The sequence below is a fragment of the Acidovorax sp. GW460-11-11-14-LB4 genome (genome assembly GCF_059423685.1).
The window spans coordinates 18,539-35,705 of sequence record NZ_JBWKYJ010000052.1 but is presented as its reverse complement, the minus strand read 5'-3'; the positions used below and the strand labels follow the sequence as shown (position 1 = coordinate 35,705).

Genomic DNA, 17,167 nt, shown 5'->3' with positions numbered 1-17,167 from the left:
GCAGTGGGCAGCATGGGGGGTGAGGGTCTGTTCAAAGGGCAATACCAGGGGATGGGACAGTGCGTGGAGCCTGTGGGCGCTGCTGACATTTGCTATTAATTAGATAGCTATTCAGGCATATTGCACTAGCGCCACGGCGCATTTTTGCCTCAAAACGGCCTCCATGAAGCCTGTGGGGGCGCTCTGGGGCCAACGGCACAGCCCGCCCAATGCCCCGCCCCTGAGTGCCGCACAGGGGCTTGTGGCTCACGCCGGTGATGGCGATAGCCACCCGCTAACATGCCAACGCCAACCGTTGGCCACAACCCGCCCCCTGAGGGGCCTACAGGAGACGATGAATGTTCAGTCATGTGATGGTCGGTGTGAACGACCTGGAGCGGTCCAAGAAGTTTTATGACGCGCTGCTGGGGGCGCTGGGCGTACCGCCAGGGGTGGCCAACAAGAACCGCTACTTCTATCGCGGCCCCACCGGTACCTTTGGCATCACCACCCCCATCAACGGCGAGCCCGCCACCTTTGCCAATGGCGGCACCATCGGTTTTGCCATGCAGTCGCCCGAGCAGGCCGATGCCTTCCACGCCGCCGGTGTAGCGAACGGTGGCATCACCTGCGAAGACCCACCCGGCTGGCGCGAAGGCCCCGGCGGCAAGCTGTACCTGGCGTACCTGCGCGACCCGGACGGCAACAAGATCTGCGCTCTGCACCGCCCGGCCAAGGCCTGATCAACGGGCAGGGCCCCCGCTGCAACCCCGGTAGCGTTGCAGCCAGCGCTGGGCGCCCTGCACACCGCGGCAGGCCGCTGCGGCCATGGCCCCGGTGACGGCCAGCATGGCCAGGGTGTGAACCCCCAGCGCGGCCAGCGGGAACAGCAAGGGGGTGGAGAGCCCGTCGCCCCCAGAGGCCACTCCACCTGCAGCGCCACCGCCCCCGCACAGCGGCGCCAGTGCAGGCACCAGCGCCAGCCCGGCACCGTGCGCAGTGGCCACACCAAAGGACCAGAGCGCCATGCCCACAGGCCCGGCGGGCTTGCGCAGGCGATGCCACGCCGCCCCCGTCAGACGCACGCGAGCGACTATCACCACCCCGCCCAGGCCGCCCGCCACCGCCAGCAGGGCAGGTGGCGACAACGACAGCCCCCACACCACCGCAGCCGCCGTCAGTGCCACGGCGGCCAGGTGCCCGACGGCCATGGGCAGCAGTGCGCGCAGCGGCATGCTGTGGTCACGCGCACAGAGGCTCCAGGTGGTGGCCAGCCCCCAGCCCGTGAGGGGGTTGAGCCCGTGCAGCGCCCCCATGGCGGCGATGGCCAGCCAGGACCAGAGGGTGGCGTCCATGGTCGCGGTCTCAACCGTGTGTGGTTCAGCCCCGTGTGGAGCAGCACCCGCCCGGCGCCGTGTGGGCTGGTGAAGGCTGGGGCGCCTGTGCGGCTGGCGCAACCGCAGACCCAGCCAGTGGCTGGGAAGGTGCATACCGGTCGTGGTGGCGCACCCAGTCCATGGGGTAGGCGGGGTTGGTCTCGTGGCGGCCATTGGGCGTGAGGTCCAGCAGCTGGTAGGTGCCCATCATGGCCTCCACGCCGCGCCCGAAGGTGGAGTAGGCGTGGAACACCTCGCCAGCGTCACTGCGCACAAACACGCTGATGCCCGGCGCCTCATCGGCGGGGAACGGCTGCATGCCGTAGTTGTAGAACACCTCGCCGTTGCCGCGTGCGCGCTGCTCGGGCGTAAAGCTCACGGCAAAGTCGTGGTTGAAGTCGCTGCCGTGCGACGACGCCCAGCGAAACTGCCAGCCCATGCGCTGGCGAAAACGCTCGATCTCGGCCAGCGGCGCGCGCGAGACGGCGAGCACCGACACGTCGCGGTGCTGCAGGTGCAGCTCCATGCCACCCATGTGGTCGGCCATGAAGGAGCAGCTGGGGCAGCCCTGCTCCCACCCCGGGCCAAACATGAAGTGCTGCACGAGCAGCTGGCTGCGGCCATCGAACAGGTCGGCCAAGGCGCGCGGGCCCTGCAGGGTGTCGAGCATGTAGCGCTTGTCCACGCGGGTCCGGGGCAGCGCGCGGCGCTGCGCGGCGACCTCGTCATGCAGGCGGGTCAGGGCCTTCTCGCGGGCCAGCAGCGCATGGCGCTGGGCCAGCCATTCGTCGGCAGAAACCCCGGGGTGGGAAGTGGGTGCGTTCATGGGGGTGCTCCTGGTGGGTGGTGGATGACGTTGCGGGACGGAGAATTGCGTGGGGAGGGAGGCGCTGGCAGGCGCACCTGTCCCCGGACTGCGACATCGCGTGATGCGCGCAGAGCCTTTGGTTGCAGGGGGTGGTGGGTGCGGCGGGGCGCCGCGTCGCTCAAGGGCTGAAGGTGTCAGGGGCTCAGGGGCGGGCCGCCTTGGGCCGGCGCACAGCGCGGACTTTGCCGCTGCCGCCGCCCCCGCAGTAGAAGAGGTCGGCACCGTCCGATTCGAGGCCGCTCACGCCCACGCCTTGAGGCATGTCGAGCTGCTGCAGCACGGCGCCGGTGGCGGGGTCGATGTGGCGCAGCGTGCTCTCGTCACCCTCCCAGGTGCCGTGCCACATCTCGCCGTCCACCCAGGTCACGCCGGTCACAAAGCGGTCGGACTCGATGGTGCGGCGGATGGCGCCGGTGGCGGGGTCGATCTGGTGGATCTTGCGGTCGCGGTACTGGCCCACCCATAGGCTGCCCTCGGCCCAGGTGAGGCCCGAGTCGTTGCCGTTGCCGGGTGCAGGAATGGAAGCCACCACCCGGCCGGTGGCGGGGTCGATCTTGTCGATGCGCGCCTCGGTGATCTGGTACAGGTGCCTGCCGTCAAACGCAGTGCCGGCATCGCTGGCCACGGCCAGCGTGCGCCGGGTCTCGCCCGTGGCGGCATCGAAGGCCACAAGGTGCGCCCCCGTGGCCGCCCAGACATGCTGGCCGTCGTGGGTGACGCCGTGCACGCTGTCTGCGCCCGCAAAGGGGCCGTATTCCCGCACGATCTCGGCGGGTTGTGAGGGGTGGTGGCGGAGGGTAACGGGTGTCGGGTCGCTGTGGGTGCACGCGGTCATGGTTGGCTCCTGTGGGGTGGCCCGGTGGGGGCTTGGCGTCCACTTTATGCAATCGGCAGCGCAGCAGGGAGTAACAAGATCGTCGTGAATCCGGACAGCGGCGGCGCCAGCCAGCGCTGCGCACGCGCGCGGCCGATGGAGCGCACACGGCCTTGTGCTTCCAGCTCGGCCAACGCGCGCTGCACGGTGCGCTGGCTGGCATCCGTGGCCAACGCGAGCGCCGAGGTGGACCAGGCCGCACCGTCCGACAGCAAGGCCAGCAGCGCCGCCTGCTCGCCATCGATGGGCGGCGCCAGCACCACCACGGGCCGTGCGTCCAAGGGCTGCAGCGCAAAGCCGCGCGCTGTGGCCTCGATGCGCGCCAGTGGCCGCAGGAGCGCGCGCAGGCGCCCCACCTCCACCCGCAGCCGCGCACGGTGGGTGTCGTCCGGGTGGCGAGTACGGAAGACCTGCGCAATCAACGCCTCGCGCTCTGCATCGCCGGGCCAGGCTTGCGCCAGTGCACACACCAGCGCGAACAGGATGGGCCGGCGTGCCAGCGGTTGCCACACGCCGGCGTCTGTGGTGGAGGGGCCACCGCCCACCCCCACGCAGCGCCGACATGCATCCACCACCAGCGCGCCCGATGCCAGCAGGTCTGCCACATCGGAAAGGCGCAGCGGCTGGTCCACCCCTGCCCCCACGCGCCGCGCTGCGGGCTGGTCCAGCACGGCGCGCGCCTGCGCCACCTCAGCCAGCAGGGCAGGTACATGGGCTCGCTCAGCGGCTTCCTGCGCACGGTCCAGCGCCGCGCCGGCGGAGGCGATGTGCAGCGAGCGCAGCGCCAGCTCGGCCAGGGTCAGGTCGGCCATGGCCCGCAGGGCGGGGGGCAGGTCGCCCGCTGTGGGGGCGGTCGCCATAGCGTCCATGGCCGCTGCGGCTTCATCCAGGCGGCCGATGCGCAGCAGCCGCCGCGCCGCAATCAGCCGCGCCTGTGTGGCGTTGGCGGTGTCGCCGTGGGCTTGCAGCGTGTCGGCCGCCTCCAGCAGCGGGCGGGGTGACCCGCCCAGGTCGCGCATGGCCAACGCCACCTCCGCCTCGGCCACCACGCAGCGGGCGCGCGCCTGGGCTTCGTGGGTGCCAAAGGCGCGCGCAGCCTGCCGCAGCAGGTCGCGCGCACGGGGGTGTTCGCCCAGCTGCGCCATGGCAATGCCGCGCAAGGCCAGGGCGGGTGGGTCGTCGCGCAGGGCCACGCGCTTGAGGGCGCCCAGCGGGTCCCCGGCGGCCAGTGCGCGGGCGGATGCGGAGATCAGCGAATCCATGGCCGCAGACTACACCGCCAGAGGCCCCCACTCCCGTGGGCGATACTCGCCGCCTCGAACAGCCACCTCGAATCGCCATCGTGCGGCCACCCCTGCAGGCGGTTCTTGGCAAAAGGAAGCAGCAGTGAAACCAGTGACCGGCAGCGCAGACGCGGCCATTTTTGACGAGGCGTACTACCAGCGCTTTTACTTCGACAAGAAGACCAGCGTGGTGGACCCGGCGCACACCGAGCGCCTGGGCGCGTTTGTGTGCAGCTACCTGCAGTACCTGCGCGTGCCCGTGCGGCGGGTGCTGGATGTGGGCTGCGGCATTGGCCTGTGGCGCGATGTGATCGCACGGCATTTTCCGCAGGCGCAGTTCCACGGCGTGGAGTTCAGCGAATACCTGTGCCAGCGGTTTGGGTGGGAGCGCGGCTCGGTGGTGGACTACAAGGCCCGCACGCCGTACGACCTGGTGATCTGCCAGGGCGTGCTGCCCTACCTGAGCGAGGCCGACGTGCAAAAGGCCATGCGCAACCTGGCGCGCCTGAGCCGGGGCGCCCTGTATGTGGAGGCCGTCGCGCGCGAGGACTGGGAGCAGGATGTGGTGGACGAGCAGGTGACCGACCCGCGCATGTTCCGCCACCCCGCACAGCTGTACCGCCGCACGCTGGGCGAGGGCTTTACCGAGCTGGGTGGTGGCGTGTGGCTGAGCCCGCTGGCAGAGCTGCCGCTGTTTGCGCTGGAACGTGCGGGCGGCCGGTGACACAGCCCGCAGCCCCCTCGGCGACTGACGTGGCCACCACCGACACACCGTCCGTCACACCACCTGCCCCACCACATGCGGTGGCACGCCTGCGCGCCGAGCGCCTGGCCCGCAGTGCCAAGCCCTTTCTGGCCCGGGGCGGCCCCAAGGGCGAACGCTGTGCGGGCTGCCGCCTGGTGCCCAGCCACTGCATCTGCGCGCTGCGGCCCGTGCTCCCCACGCGCGCAGGCATGTGCCTGCTGATGGCGGACATCGAGCCCCTCAAGCCCAGCAACACCGGCTGGCTGATCGCTGATGTGGTGGCCGACACCTATGCGTTTGGCTGGGCGCGCACCGAGGTAAACCCCGACCTGCTGGCGCTGCTGGCCGACCCGCAGTGGCAGCCGTATGTGGTGTTCCCCGGCGAGTTCGTGGCGCCCGAGCGCGTGGTCACACAGGTGGCCACGGCCGAGGGCAAACGCCCGCTGTTCGTGCTGCTCGACGCCACCTGGCCCGAGGCGCGCAAGATGTTCCGCAAGAGCCCCTACCTCAACCACCTGCCCGTGCTGAGCCTGCAGCCCGAGCAGCTCTCGCGCTACCACCTGCGCCGATCCACCCGCATGGACCACTTCTGTACGTCCGAGGTCGGCGCGCTGTGCCTGGAGCTGGCGGGCGAGCTGCAGGCCGCACAGGCGCTGGAGGCATACCTGGACGTGTTCACCCACCACTATCTGCAGGCCAAGCACCAGTTGCCGGTGGCTGCGGACGATGCCACGCACCTGCGGCTGCGCGGTGTGTGCAGCACGGGCTGAGCAAAACGCACTTTGGCACACGGTCCGCCAGGGGGATTGCGCGACACGGGCAAAATGCACCGATGAAAGCTCCCCCCCGCCTGCAGTCCCTCATCGAGGAAGGCCTGATCGACACCGTGGTCCGGCAGCTCATGAGCGGCAAGGAGGCCATGGTCTACGTGGTGCGCTGCGGTGACGAAACCCGCTGCGCCAAGATCTACAAAGAAGCGAACAACCGCAGCTTTCGCCAAGCCGTCGATTACACCGAGAACCGCAAGGTCAAGAACTCGCGCTCGGCACGCGCCATGGCCAAGGGCAGCAAGTTTGGCCGGCAAGAGCAAGAGGCCGCCTGGCAAAGCGCCGAGGTCGATGCGCTCTACCGCCTGGCCGCCGCCGGCGTGCGTGTGCCGCAGCCCTACAACTTTCACGACGGCGTGTTGCTGATGGAGCTGGTGACCGACGCCCACGGCGATGCGGCCCCGCGCCTGAACGATGTGAGCTTCACCCCCGAAGACGCGCGCACCCACCACGCCACGCTGGTGGCCGAGGTGGTGCGCATGCTGTGTGCGGGCGTGGTGCATGGGGACTTGTCGGAGTTCAACATCCTGCTGGCCCACCTGCCGGGCACAGAAGGTGAAGAGGTGGGCCACGACGGCCCCGTCATCATCGACCTGCCCCAGGCCGTGGACGCTGCGGGCAATAACCACGCCCAGCGCATGCTGCTGCGCGACGTGGCCAACCTGCGCGACTTCTTCGGCCAGTTTGCCCCCGAGCTGCGCACCACCCAATACGGCCCCGAAATCTGGAGCCTGTACCAGAGCGGGCTGCTGAGCAACGAGACGCCGCTCACCGGCATCTATGCGCCGACGCATGCCGATGTGGACATGCAGGCCGTGCTGCGCGAGATTGACGACGCGCGCGACGAAGATGCAGCGCGCAGGCTGCGCATGGCGGCGGGCTGACGCCGTCTCCAACCGCGCAGGGCTGTGGCACCATCGCGGCCTTTTTCAGTGTCGCTTGCCCGCCATGCCGTTCATCCCCATCCGCAACTTCTGCCCCGGCGACGAACCTGCATTGCGCGCCGTTTTCCATGCCTCGGTGCATGGCCTAGCTTGCAAAGACTACACCGCCGAACAACTCGCGGCCTGGGCGCCGCAGCACCATGACGCCCCACAGTGGGCAGAGCGCATGCGGGCCAACCAGCCCTTCATCGCGCAGGCGCAGAGCAGTGGTGCTATCGCCGGGTTTGCCGACCTGCAGGCCAACGGCTATATCGACATGTTCTTTGTGGCCCCGGCGTTCGCACGACAGGGCGTGGCACGGGCGCTGATGGCACACATCCACGCACAAGCGGCGCAGCGCGGCATTGCCCAGTTGCACGCATACGTCAGCCTGACCGCCGAGCCCTTTTTTGCCGCCCAGGGCTTCGTGGTGGAAGCGCGCCAGCAGGTGGAGCGTGCGGGCGTGGTGCTGCACAACGCGCGCATGGCCAAGGCCTTGGCGGCCCGCCTGAGGGATCAGTCCTGATTTGATAGCTGGTTGCGCTTATCAATCAAGCGCCAGAGGTCAATTTGGCTTGAAATGAAACCACAGCGCTGTGCCCCTGCACCTGCAGGTGCCTTACAGTAGCCGCCCCGCACACACAAACCCACCCACATACCAGCCACGACGGCTGCCACCCCATGACCAAAGACCTGGCCCGACAGAACGAACTCAAACCCATGGCCCTGTGCGAGCCCTGCCAGGGCATTCAGCGCAACTGGCGCAAGGCGCCGGGCCATGCCGAGCTGGTGCAGCGCGGCAACCGCAAGGAAGACCGTGAGGACGGCACCGTCACCATCACCCGCTACGTGTGCGACCGCTGCGGCACCGCGTGGGAGTACGAGAACGACAAGAACAACCAGCGGGCGGGCTGGTCGGTCGTGGGGCGCTGAGCGCGGCGCTGGTCGCACCGGTGGCGGCCGAGCCCCGCCACCGCCATCCCGCAGCCCGCGCGCAAATGCACCTATTTTGATAGCACCCAAGGCATATAGCACCAGCGCTATCGCCCCAAAATCCACAAACTTCTAGTAACAACGCCTGCAGCAAGCCTTGGGCACCTTTTTGCTACCGCGGTGTCACAACGGTTTTGACGGAAAGCACCCATGCTGCATCGCCGACGATTCCTGACCCACGCCACCCGGGGCCTCGCCCTGGGCGGCGCGGTGCTGCTGGTGGCGCGGGGCGCGCTGGCGCAGCCCAGCTACACCGTGCCCCTGGCCCAACTGCAGGCCATGGTGGACCCCAAGTTTCCGCGCAACGTGCCGGTACAAGGCCTGTTCAACCTGAGCGTGCAGGCGCCCCACCTGCGCCTGCTGCCCGAAGTGAACCGGCTGGGCGCAGCCATGGCGCTGGATGTGGCCGGCCCGGCGCTGCGGCGCAGCCACCAGGGCAGCCTGGATGTGGAGTTTGCGCTGCGCTACGAGGCCAGCGACCGCACGCTGCGCGCCCACCAGATCCAGCTGGGGCGCATGGAGTTTCCCAGCCTGCGCCCGGCGGTGACCGAGCTGCTCAATGCCTACGGCCCGCTGCTGGCCGAACAGTCGCTGCGCGAAGTCACACTGCACCAACTGCGCCCGCAAGACACGGCGGTGTTTGACGGCCTGGGCCTGCAGCCAGGGCCCATCACCGTGACGGCCAAGGGGCTGACGGTGGCGTTTGTGAGCAAGACGCCCTGAGGGGCAACAGGGCTCAGGCGGGCGTTTTTTTCAAGTAAGGCGCCAGATACCGCCCCGTATGGCTGGCCGGGTTGGCCGCCAGCTCCTCGGGCGTGCCCACACCCACCACGGTGCCACCGCCGGCACCGCCCTCGGGCCCCATGTCGATGAGCCAGTCGGCGGTTTTGATCACGTCCAGGTTGTGCTCGATGATGACGATGGTGTTGCCCGCGTCGCGCAGCTGGTGCAGTACCTTGAGCAGCAGGTCGATGTCGGCAAAGTGCAGGCCGGTGGTGGGTTCGTCCAGGATGTAGAGCGTGCGGCCCGTGTCGCGCTTGCTCAGCTCCTGCGCCAGCTTCACGCGCTGCGCCTCGCCGCCCGACAGCGTGGTGGCGGCCTGGCCCAGGCGGATGTACGACAGGCCCACATCCAGCAGCGTCTGCAGCTTGCGCGCAATGGTGGGCACGTCCTTGAAGTAGGCTGCGGCGTCCTCCACCGTCAGCTCCAAAATTTGGGCGATGTTCTTGCCCTTCCACAACACCTCCAGCGTCTCGCGGTTGTAGCGCTGGCCGTGGCAGATGTCGCAGGGCACGTACACGTCGGGCAAAAAGTGCATCTCCACCTTCACCACGCCATCGCCCTGGCAGGCCTCGCAGCGGCCACCGCCCGAAGACTGCGACACGTTGAAGCTGAAGCGCCCCGGGCCGTAGCCGCGCTCCTTGGCGGTGTTGGTCTCGGCCATCAGCTCGCGGATGGGGGTGAACAGACCGGTGTAGGTGGCGGGGTTGCTGCGCGGCGTACGGCCAATGGGGCTTTGGTCCACATTGATGACCTTGTCGAAATACTCGATGCCCACGATCTCTTCGTGCTCGGCCGGTTCTTCGTGCGCACGGTGCACCTGCCGCGCCACGGCGGCATAGAGCGTGTCGTTGACCAAGGTGCTTTTGCCCGAGCCCGACACGCCCGTCACGCAGGTGAGCAGCCCCACCGGGAAGTCCACCGTCACCCCCTTGAGGTTGTTGCCCGTGGCACCCACCACGCGCAGCGCCTGCACGGCGCCCTGGCGCGCATGGTGCTCTGCCATGCGCTCGGCGCGGCGCTTGCTAGCCTCGGTCTGCGGAAAGCGCGACTTGGGCTTGGCCTCCACCACGGGCGCAGGCTGGTCCAGCACCGGCAACCAAGGCGTGCGGCGCTGGGGCACGGCGATGGTGCGCGTGCCCGACAGGTACTGGCCCGTGAGCGACTGCGCATTGGCGCGCACTTCGTCGTACGTGCCCTGCGCCATCACCCGCCCGCCGTGAACGCCCGCACCGGGGCCCATGTCGATCACATGGTCGGCGGCGCGCATCATGTCTTCGTCGTGCTCCACCACGATCACGCTGTTGCCGATGTCGCGCAGGTGCTGCAGCGTGGCGATCAGGCGGTCGTTGTCGCGCTGGTGCAGGCCGATGCTGGGCTCGTCGAGCACATACATCACGCCCGTCAGGCCCGATCCAATTTGGGAGGCCAGGCGAATGCGCTGCGCCTCCCCACCGCTGAGCGTTTCAGCGCTGCGGTCCAGGCTCAAATAGCTCAGACCCACGTCGTTCAAAAACTGCAGGCGCGTGGCGATCTCGCGCACCACCTTGTCGGCGATCTCGGCCTTGGCACCGGTGAGCTGCAGGGCGTGGAACCATGCGTGCGCGTCGCTCAGCGTGGCGTGGCTCACTTCGTAGATGGCACGGGCCTGTGTGCCTTCGCCCACCTTCACATGGCGGGCCTCGCGGCGCAGGCGCACGCCGTGGCATTCGGGGCAGGGCTGGGTGCTGCGAAAGCGTGCCAGGTCTTCGCGCACCACCACCGAATCCGTCTCGCGGTAGCGGCGCGCCATGTTGGGGATGATGCCTTCGAAGGGGTGCTTCTTGGTGTGCACCTTGCCCTTGGAGGCCCCGCTGTCCATGATGTAGCTGAAGGCGATTTCTTCATCACCCGAGCCGTGCAGGATGGCGTGCTGCACCGGCGCAGGCAGCGACTCAAACGGTGCCTCGATGTCGAATGCGTAGTGCCGGGCCAGGCTCTCCAGCATCGCAAAGTAGTAACCATTGCGCCGGTCCCAGCCCTTAATGGCACCGCTGGCCAGGCTGAGCGACGGGAAGGCCACCACGCGCGCCGGGTCGAACACCTCGCGCTGGCCAATGCCGTCGCACGCCGGGCAGGCGCCCATAGGCGAGTTGAACGAGAACAGGCGCGGCTCCAGCTCGGCCAGTGAATAGCTGCACACCGGGCACGCGAATTTGCTGCTGAACAGGTGCTCCTGCCCCGTGTCCATCTCCAGCGCCAGCACGCGGCCATTGCCCTCGTTGCCACCCACGCGCAGGGCCGCCTCAATGCTCTCGGCCAGGCGCTGCTGCAGGTCAGCGCGCACCTTCACCCGGTCGATCACCACGTCAATGTCGTGCTTCTCGGTCTTCTTGAGCGGGGGCAGGTTCTCGTGCTCGTAGATCTGCCCATCCACGCGAAAACGGATGTAGCCCAGCGCCTGCATCTGCGCAAACAGCTCGGTGAACTCGCCCTTTTTCTCGCGTGCCACGGGGGCCATCACCATGAGTTTGGTGTCCTCGGGCAAGGCCAGCACGGCATCCACCATCTGGCTCACCGTCTGCGCGGCCAGCGGCAGACCGTGGTCGGGACAGAACGGCGTACCCGCACGGGCATACAGCAGACGCAGGTAGTCGTGGATCTCGGTGACCGTGCCCACGGTGGAGCGCGGGTTGTGGCTGGTCGCCTTCTGCTCAATGCTGATGGCGGGCGACAGGCCTTCGATCAGGTCCACATCCGGCTTGTCCAGCCGCCCCAGAAACTGCCGCGCATAGGCCGACAGACTCTCCACATAGCGCCGCTGGCCCTCGGCATACAGCGTGTCGAACGCCAGACTGGACTTGCCCGAGCCCGACAGCCCCGTGATCACCACCAGCTGGTTGCGCGGAATGTCCAGGTCGATGTTCTTGAGGTTGTGCGTGCGCGCCCCCCGGATGCTGATGCGCTGCTCGCGCAGGGCGCGGGCGAGGTAGACACCATCGGCGGATCGGTCGTCGGCAACAGGGGGAGGGGTCACGGGCGGGCTCGGTGCAGGAAAACCCACCATGATAGGCGAGACCACGAGGGGCACGACCTGCTCGCTATGGCGAGAGGCGGCGGTGTCGTGTCGCGTTGTTACAAACCCTCCAAAGCCCTGTGGCCAATTGTTAACATCACGCCTTCACAAAAAAGATTCAGTCACGCCTTGGATACATTTCGCCCGAAGCAATGACCTCGGCGATGCCGAAAGCGGGTCTCAGGGAGAAATGCAATGAAATGGATTCTGGGCGCAGCCCTGGGCCTTCTATTGGTCGGCCCTTCGTACGCCGTCAACTACGCCATACAGGATGGCGGCGCGGGTAGCGGTTGTCAGAACGCCTGGCCCCCTTCCATTGTCGGAAACTACAACGAAAACGGCACGCTCAACGGTGTGCCCCGCTATGACGGCAGCGGCTGGTACCTGTACCGCGCCTCCATCTTTGGGCAGGATAACTGGGTCGTCAGCAATTCGCTGGGTAGCACGGACCTCAACAACAGCACCATTGCGTTCTACGCACCCTCTTCGGCCGGCACACCCGTCGCCGGTACGGGCTACAACAGCACCAACTCGGCCTGCGGCAAGATCAACGTACAGCAGGGCGTGACGGTGCCAGCACCTGATGCGCCTACGATCGGACCGCTGAATTCCGGGGTACAGCCCTATATCTCCGGTGGGAGCACGACCGTGTATTGGTCCGGCGTGCCCGGCGTAGTGGGCTACAAGCTTGACGTCGCAACCGACGCGGCGTTTACGACCTTTCACCCCGGCTACAACGGACTGGTAATTACAGCCTCGCCCACCCCCCCGACCAGCGCCACGGTCACTGGCTTGAGCAACGCGGGGACGACCTACTACTTCCGTGTGCGCTCCTACAACGGCGGCGGGGACAGTGTTCCATCCGCGACGGTTAGCACCACCACAGTGCCCACAGCGCCCACCTTGCAGACAGTCAGCAATGTCCGCGCCGATCGTTTCACAGCCAACTGGGCTGCCGCCACCGGCGCAGACGCGTACCGCTTGCAGGTATGTACAGACGCGGGGTTTACTTCTTGCATTGCTGGCTACAACCCGGCCAGCGTCGGCGACTCGCCAGCCCTCGTTTCGGGCCTCGCTCAAACCACGACCTACTACTACCGGGTATCCGCCGGAAATGCGAACGGCTATAGCGCCTATTCCAGCAGCGCCAACGTCACAACCAATACCCGCCCCAGCCTGAGTGGCAGTTTCATGACCTCCGGTGCGGTCAACGACAACGCCACGATTGCACCGTTCACAGGCGTTACTGTCTCGGACGCGAACGGCGATGCTGTCTCGGTGCAGATCAGCTACGCAGCAGCCAATGGCACGCTCGCGGGCACAGGGCTCACGGGCAGCGCTGGTAGCTACGTCTTGACAGCCCAGGCACCAGCCACCGTGACCACCAACCTGCGGGGTCTGGTGTTCACGCCCACGTACCAGCAAGGCCCAACGGGGAGCACGGTGACCACCACGTTCACCCTGGTCCCTGATGATGGTACCGATGTCGGCACCAGCAACAGCACCACCAAGGTGACGACGACCATGACTAACGTCGCACCCAGCTTCGTTGGCGCCACGACAACGCTCACGGTCAGCGCGAACGCTGCCGCCACAGACATCAAGTCATTGCTCCACGTGAGCGATACCGACACCGGACAGACAGAGACATGGTCCGCTCAGACGGCGCCGGTGCACGGAACGCTCACCATCAACGGTACAGCGACTGCCTCGGGAGGAACCGACATTGCGCCGTCTGGCACCATCACGTACACGCCCGCATCCAACTACAGCGGCAATGACAGTTTTGCAGTGCGGGTAAGCGACGGGTCCGATAGCGCCGTACGCACTATCACAGTGACCGTGCAGGCCATGGCACCGGGAGCCCCCACAGGTGTGGTGGCCACGCCAGCGGATGGGCAGTCCAGCGTGTCTTTCAGTGCGCCATCCAGCAACGGAGGCTCAGCCGTCACTGGCTACACCGCGACGTCCAGCCCGCAGGGGCTCACCGGCTCGGCGGCCGGCTCGCCCATCACCGTCTCCGGCCTGACGAATGGGACCGCCTACACCTTCACAGTCATCGCCACCAATGCCATCGGCTCCAGTGGAGCGTCATCGCCGTCAGCGCCTGTCACCCCGAAAGGCGAGCAAACCATCACCTTTGCCAACCCTGGCGCCCAGAACTTCGGAACGTCCCTCTCCCTCACGGCGTCTGCGACCTCGGGCCTGCCTGTGAGCTTCAGTTCCACCACCCCAGGCATTTGCACCGTCACTGGGAGCGGGGCATTGACCCTGGTTTCTGCAGGCAACTGCACGATCGTCGCCGCCCAGACAGGCGACAACGTGTGGAACGCCGCGACAACCGTATCCCAAACGTTTGCCATCAATGCCATGGTTCCTGGCGCGCCCACCATCGGCACTGCAACTGCGGGTAACACGCAGGCCACCATCACGTTCACAGCGCCCGCCAGCAATGGCGGCTCAGCCATTGCCACCTACACAGCCACCTCCAACCCCGACAGCAAAACCGGCACCTGCGCGGGGCCCGCAGCCTGTCCCATCACCGTGAGTGGCCTGAGCAATGGCACTGCATATACCTTTACCGTCACGGCCACCAACAGCGCAGGCACAGGGGCAGCGTCGGCAGCGTCCAACTCCGTCATACCCAAGGCAGTGCAAACCATCAGCTTTGCCAACCCGGGGAGCCAAAACTATGGCACCTCACCTGATCTGGCTGTCCTGGGTGGCGGTGCTTCTGCCACCTCCGGCCTGCCCGTGGCCTTCACGTCATCCACCCTCGGTGTTTGCACCATCACCCCGGCGGGGGTTCTGACCTTCGGGACGGCCGGGACTTGCACCATCAATGCCGATCAGGCGGGCAACGGTGTGTACCTGGCAGCTCCCCAGGTGTCGCGCAGCTTTACCGTGACCCCCATCGCGCCCGGTGCTCCCACCATTGGAACGGCCATAGCAGGTGATACGCAGGCCTCGGTGGCCTTCACCGCACCAGCGAACACCGGCGGCACCGCCATCACGGGCTATACGGTCACCGTCACTCCACCTGACGTGGCGCCTGTCTACGGGGCCGCATCACCCATTGTCGTCACGGGGCTGACCAACGGGCAGGCGTACACCTTCACCGTGACGGCGGATAACTCTGCAGGGACAGGGCCTGCGTCTTCGGCATCCAACTCCGTCACGCCCAAGGCCATACAGTCCATCACCTTCGCCAATCCTGGCAGCCAGAATTTCGGCACCACGCCCACGCTGTCTGCCTCGGCCACGTCCGGTCTGGCCGTTGCGTTCACCTCGTCCACCACCGGCGTGTGCACGATCACCAGCGGGGGGGCACTGACGTTTGTCACGGCGGGCAGCTGCACCATCAATGCCGACCAAGCAGGCAATGGCGTCTTTTTGCCAGCACCGCAAGTCAGCCGCAGCTTCACCGTCAATGCGCAACTGTCAGTGTCTGGCGCAGTGCCTGGCATGGCAGGCCTGGCCACTGCGACGCTATCAGGCGGAGGTGCGAGCTGCACCCTGAACCCAGGCGGCACCAGTTTCATGGCGCCCGTCGGCATGCCTGGCAACCTCACGCTGCCCCATGGAGGGTTCGAGTTCCTCGCCACCGGCTGCTCGGGGAGTGTCACCATCACGCTGAACTATCCAGACCCCATGCCCGCCGGCATCCAGTTTTGGAAGTTTGGCCCTGCCACAGCAGGTGCGGGGGCTTCTACCTGGTTCGCCTGGTCGGGGGCAACCCTCAGCCCTGACCGGCGTACTGTGAGCTATACCGTGACGGACAACGGTGTGGGAGACTCCGACAACGCTGTCGGCAGCATCCGTGACCCGTTTGCACCTGCCTTCTTTGTCGGATCGGATGCAGCCGCCATTCCCGTCAACAACCCCTGGGCTCTGGCAGTGCTGGTCGCGGTCCTGGGTTGGCTAGGCCTGAGGCGCCGTCACCAACACCGCTGAAATCCGGGACTGCGATGCCATCCACCGGACCGTTGCCTTCCACCGTCTTCGCTACCGACCAGCTGGTGGGTGATGAGCGCTTCGAAGCCTGGCGCTGCAGCATCTCGGTGATCTTCGATGTGGCTCCCGTGGGGCACGAGCCTCCCAAGGACTTCCAGGCCTCAGTCACCGCCCGCCACCTGGGTGCGCTCTTGGTGGGAGACCTGAACTTCGGGCGCCAGCAGTTCTCACGCGGTTCGCCCCGCGTAGCGCGCGACGGTGTGGACCACTACCTGGTGCAGTGGTACCGCAGCGGTGGCTTTGTCGGCCAGCATGATGACGGCGTGGACATGGAGGTGCGCCCGGGCGACATCACCGTGTTCGACCTGGGGCGCACGCAACGCACCTATGCCCAGCCCTCGCATGTGCTGTCGCTAGTGGTGCCGCGCGAGATCGCCGCCGAGTCTTTCGGCGGGCGCGACGCTGACCTTCATGGCACGGTGCTGCGGCAGGGTACGGCCCTGGGCGGACTGCTCAGCGACTATCTTCAGTCTCTGCATCAACGCCTGCCGGACGTGACGCTCGCAGAGGCCCCAGCCGTTGTGCAAGCCACCACCCAGATGCTGGCCGCGTGCCTACGGCCAAGCCGCCACACCCATGCCCAGGCGCGGGCCGAGCTGCAGGGGGTGACGCTGGAACGCATCCAGCGACACATCTTGCAGAACCTGGCAGCGCCGCTGCGCCCAGAGCTGCTGTGCCAACACTTCGGTATTTCGCGCAGCCTGCTGTACCGCCTGTTCGAGCCGCTGGGCGGTGTGGCGCACTATGTACAGCAGCGTCGGCTTCTGCGCGCCTTCCATGCGCTGGCCAGCCCCGCCAATCGACGTCTGCGGGTGGCCGAGGTCGCCACGCGCAGCGGCTTCTCCAGCGAGGCACATTTCAGCCGGACCTTCCGTGCGGCCTTCGGCCTTACGCCCAGCGATGTGCGGGCCATGGCGGGCGGAGCCTTGGCCGCCGCAGCAGGTACTGCCAGCCAGGCAGCCCCCTCCACAGTCGAATACGCGAACTGGGTGCGCACTCTGCAGGTGTAACCCTGCGCCCGGCGCCTGCATGCCGCCGAAACAGCCGGTCAAAAACGTTGAGACGCACAGTCAAGCCGAAGTGACGGCCGCGCCTAGCATGGGTCACCGCCTGTTCCCCCCTTGCGCACTCCCCCATGCAATTCATCCGCAAACTGGCTGCAGCCGTGCTCGCTACCGTGCTGTGCAGCCCGCAGCTGGCCTGTGCTCAACCCACCGTCACCAGTTTTACGCCCACCGAGGGCCTGACCATGGGCTGGACCCAGGTGGTCTTTACCGGCACCAACCTGGGCAGCACCTCGGCCGTTCGCTTTGACGGCGTGGATGCCGCCAACCTCATCGTCGACGGCAGCGGCACCCGCGTCACGGCCACTACGCCTGCCCATGCCCGTGGCACCGTCGCAGTTGAACTAATCACCGCCCTGGGCACGGCGGCGGCAGGCAGCTACACC

15 protein-coding genes are annotated in these 17,167 nt (G+C 67.1%); 10 read left to right on the top strand and 5 right to left on the bottom strand.

Going from position 1 to position 17,167, the window contains the following annotated elements:
- Window positions 1–338: 338 nt before the first annotated feature.
- On the top strand, window positions 339–722 hold the full coding sequence (locus AC07X4_RS17085; RefSeq protein WP_056056657.1) for a VOC family protein: 384 nt from the start codon (window positions 339–341) through the stop codon (window positions 720–722).
- On the opposite strand, the gene AC07X4_RS17080 is transcribed toward AC07X4_RS17085, so the two are convergent.
- From AC07X4_RS17080 to AC07X4_RS17065, 4 genes are all read right to left on the bottom strand, one after another.
- Window positions 723–1,334 (bottom strand): hypothetical protein, encoded by a 612-nt coding sequence (locus tag AC07X4_RS17080; protein WP_494740740.1) that lies wholly within the window; start codon window positions 1,332–1,334, stop codon window positions 723–725.
- Window positions 1,335–1,359: 25 nt separating this feature from the next.
- A complete protein-coding gene (locus tag AC07X4_RS17075) occupies window positions 1,360–2,181 on the bottom strand; it encodes a DUF899 domain-containing protein (RefSeq protein WP_494740739.1) in 822 nt (273 codons plus the stop codon).
- Between the two features lie 184 nt (window positions 2,182–2,365).
- Window positions 2,366–3,058, bottom strand: a complete 693-nt coding sequence (locus tag AC07X4_RS17070; protein WP_494740738.1) for a Vgb family protein — start codon at window positions 3,056–3,058, stop codon at window positions 2,366–2,368.
- Between the two features lie 44 nt (window positions 3,059–3,102).
- Window positions 3,103–4,359, bottom strand: a complete 1,257-nt coding sequence (locus tag AC07X4_RS17065; protein WP_494740737.1) for a helix-turn-helix domain-containing protein — start codon at window positions 4,357–4,359, stop codon at window positions 3,103–3,105.
- 124 nt (window positions 4,360–4,483) lie between these two features.
- Here AC07X4_RS17065 and AC07X4_RS17060 point away from each other — a divergent pair, with 124 nt between their 5' ends.
- The 6 genes from AC07X4_RS17060 to AC07X4_RS17035 all read left to right on the top strand — a co-directional run bounded on the left by AC07X4_RS17060 (window position 4,484) and on the right by AC07X4_RS17035 (window position 8,591).
- Entirely contained in the window at window positions 4,484–5,104 is a 621-nt protein-coding gene (locus AC07X4_RS17060; RefSeq protein WP_192419261.1) for a class I SAM-dependent methyltransferase, read from the top strand.
- 29 nt (window positions 5,105–5,133) lie between these two features.
- Window positions 5,134–5,895, top strand: coding sequence for a tRNA-uridine aminocarboxypropyltransferase (locus AC07X4_RS17055; RefSeq protein WP_494740736.1), 762 nt, complete (start codon window positions 5,134–5,136; stop codon window positions 5,893–5,895).
- A 62-nt stretch (window positions 5,896–5,957) separates the two neighbouring features.
- Complete coding sequence (locus AC07X4_RS17050) at window positions 5,958–6,836, top strand: PA4780 family RIO1-like protein kinase (RefSeq protein ID WP_146870541.1); 879 nt, start codon at window positions 5,958–5,960, stop codon at window positions 6,834–6,836.
- Window positions 6,837–6,900: 64 nt separating this feature from the next.
- The gene (locus tag AC07X4_RS17045) at window positions 6,901–7,401 is read left to right on the top strand and encodes a GNAT family N-acetyltransferase (RefSeq protein ID WP_082522268.1); all 501 of its coding nucleotides are present in this window, start codon (window positions 6,901–6,903) and stop codon (window positions 7,399–7,401) included.
- A gap of 155 nt (window positions 7,402–7,556) precedes the next feature.
- Window positions 7,557–7,808, top strand: coding sequence for a hypothetical protein (locus AC07X4_RS17040; RefSeq protein ID WP_056056666.1), 252 nt, complete (start codon window positions 7,557–7,559; stop codon window positions 7,806–7,808).
- Window positions 7,809–8,018: 210 nt separating this feature from the next.
- The gene (locus AC07X4_RS17035) at window positions 8,019–8,591 is read left to right on the top strand and encodes a DUF1439 domain-containing protein (RefSeq protein ID WP_494740735.1); all 573 of its coding nucleotides are present in this window, start codon (window positions 8,019–8,021) and stop codon (window positions 8,589–8,591) included.
- 13 nt (window positions 8,592–8,604) lie between these two features.
- Here the strand turns inward: AC07X4_RS17035 and uvrA are convergent, their stop codons facing one another.
- Window positions 8,605–11,694 (bottom strand): excinuclease ABC subunit UvrA, encoded by a 3,090-nt coding sequence (uvrA, locus tag AC07X4_RS17030; RefSeq protein WP_494740741.1) that lies wholly within the window; start codon window positions 11,692–11,694, stop codon window positions 8,605–8,607.
- Window positions 11,695–11,898: 204 nt separating this feature from the next.
- Here uvrA and AC07X4_RS17025 point away from each other — a divergent pair, with 204 nt between their 5' ends.
- From AC07X4_RS17025 to AC07X4_RS17015, 3 genes are all read left to right on the top strand, one after another.
- Window positions 11,899–15,657, top strand: a complete 3,759-nt coding sequence (locus tag AC07X4_RS17025; RefSeq protein ID WP_494740734.1) for a beta strand repeat-containing protein — start codon at window positions 11,899–11,901, stop codon at window positions 15,655–15,657.
- A 14-nt stretch (window positions 15,658–15,671) separates the two neighbouring features.
- Window positions 15,672–16,727: a helix-turn-helix domain-containing protein gene (locus AC07X4_RS17020; protein ID WP_494740733.1), complete on the top strand. Its 1,056-nt coding sequence runs from the start codon at window positions 15,672–15,674 to the stop codon at window positions 16,725–16,727.
- 125 nt (window positions 16,728–16,852) lie between these two features.
- A partial coding sequence (locus AC07X4_RS17015; RefSeq protein ID WP_494740732.1) for an IPT/TIG domain-containing protein occupies window positions 16,853–17,167 on the top strand: 315 nt, incomplete at its 3' end.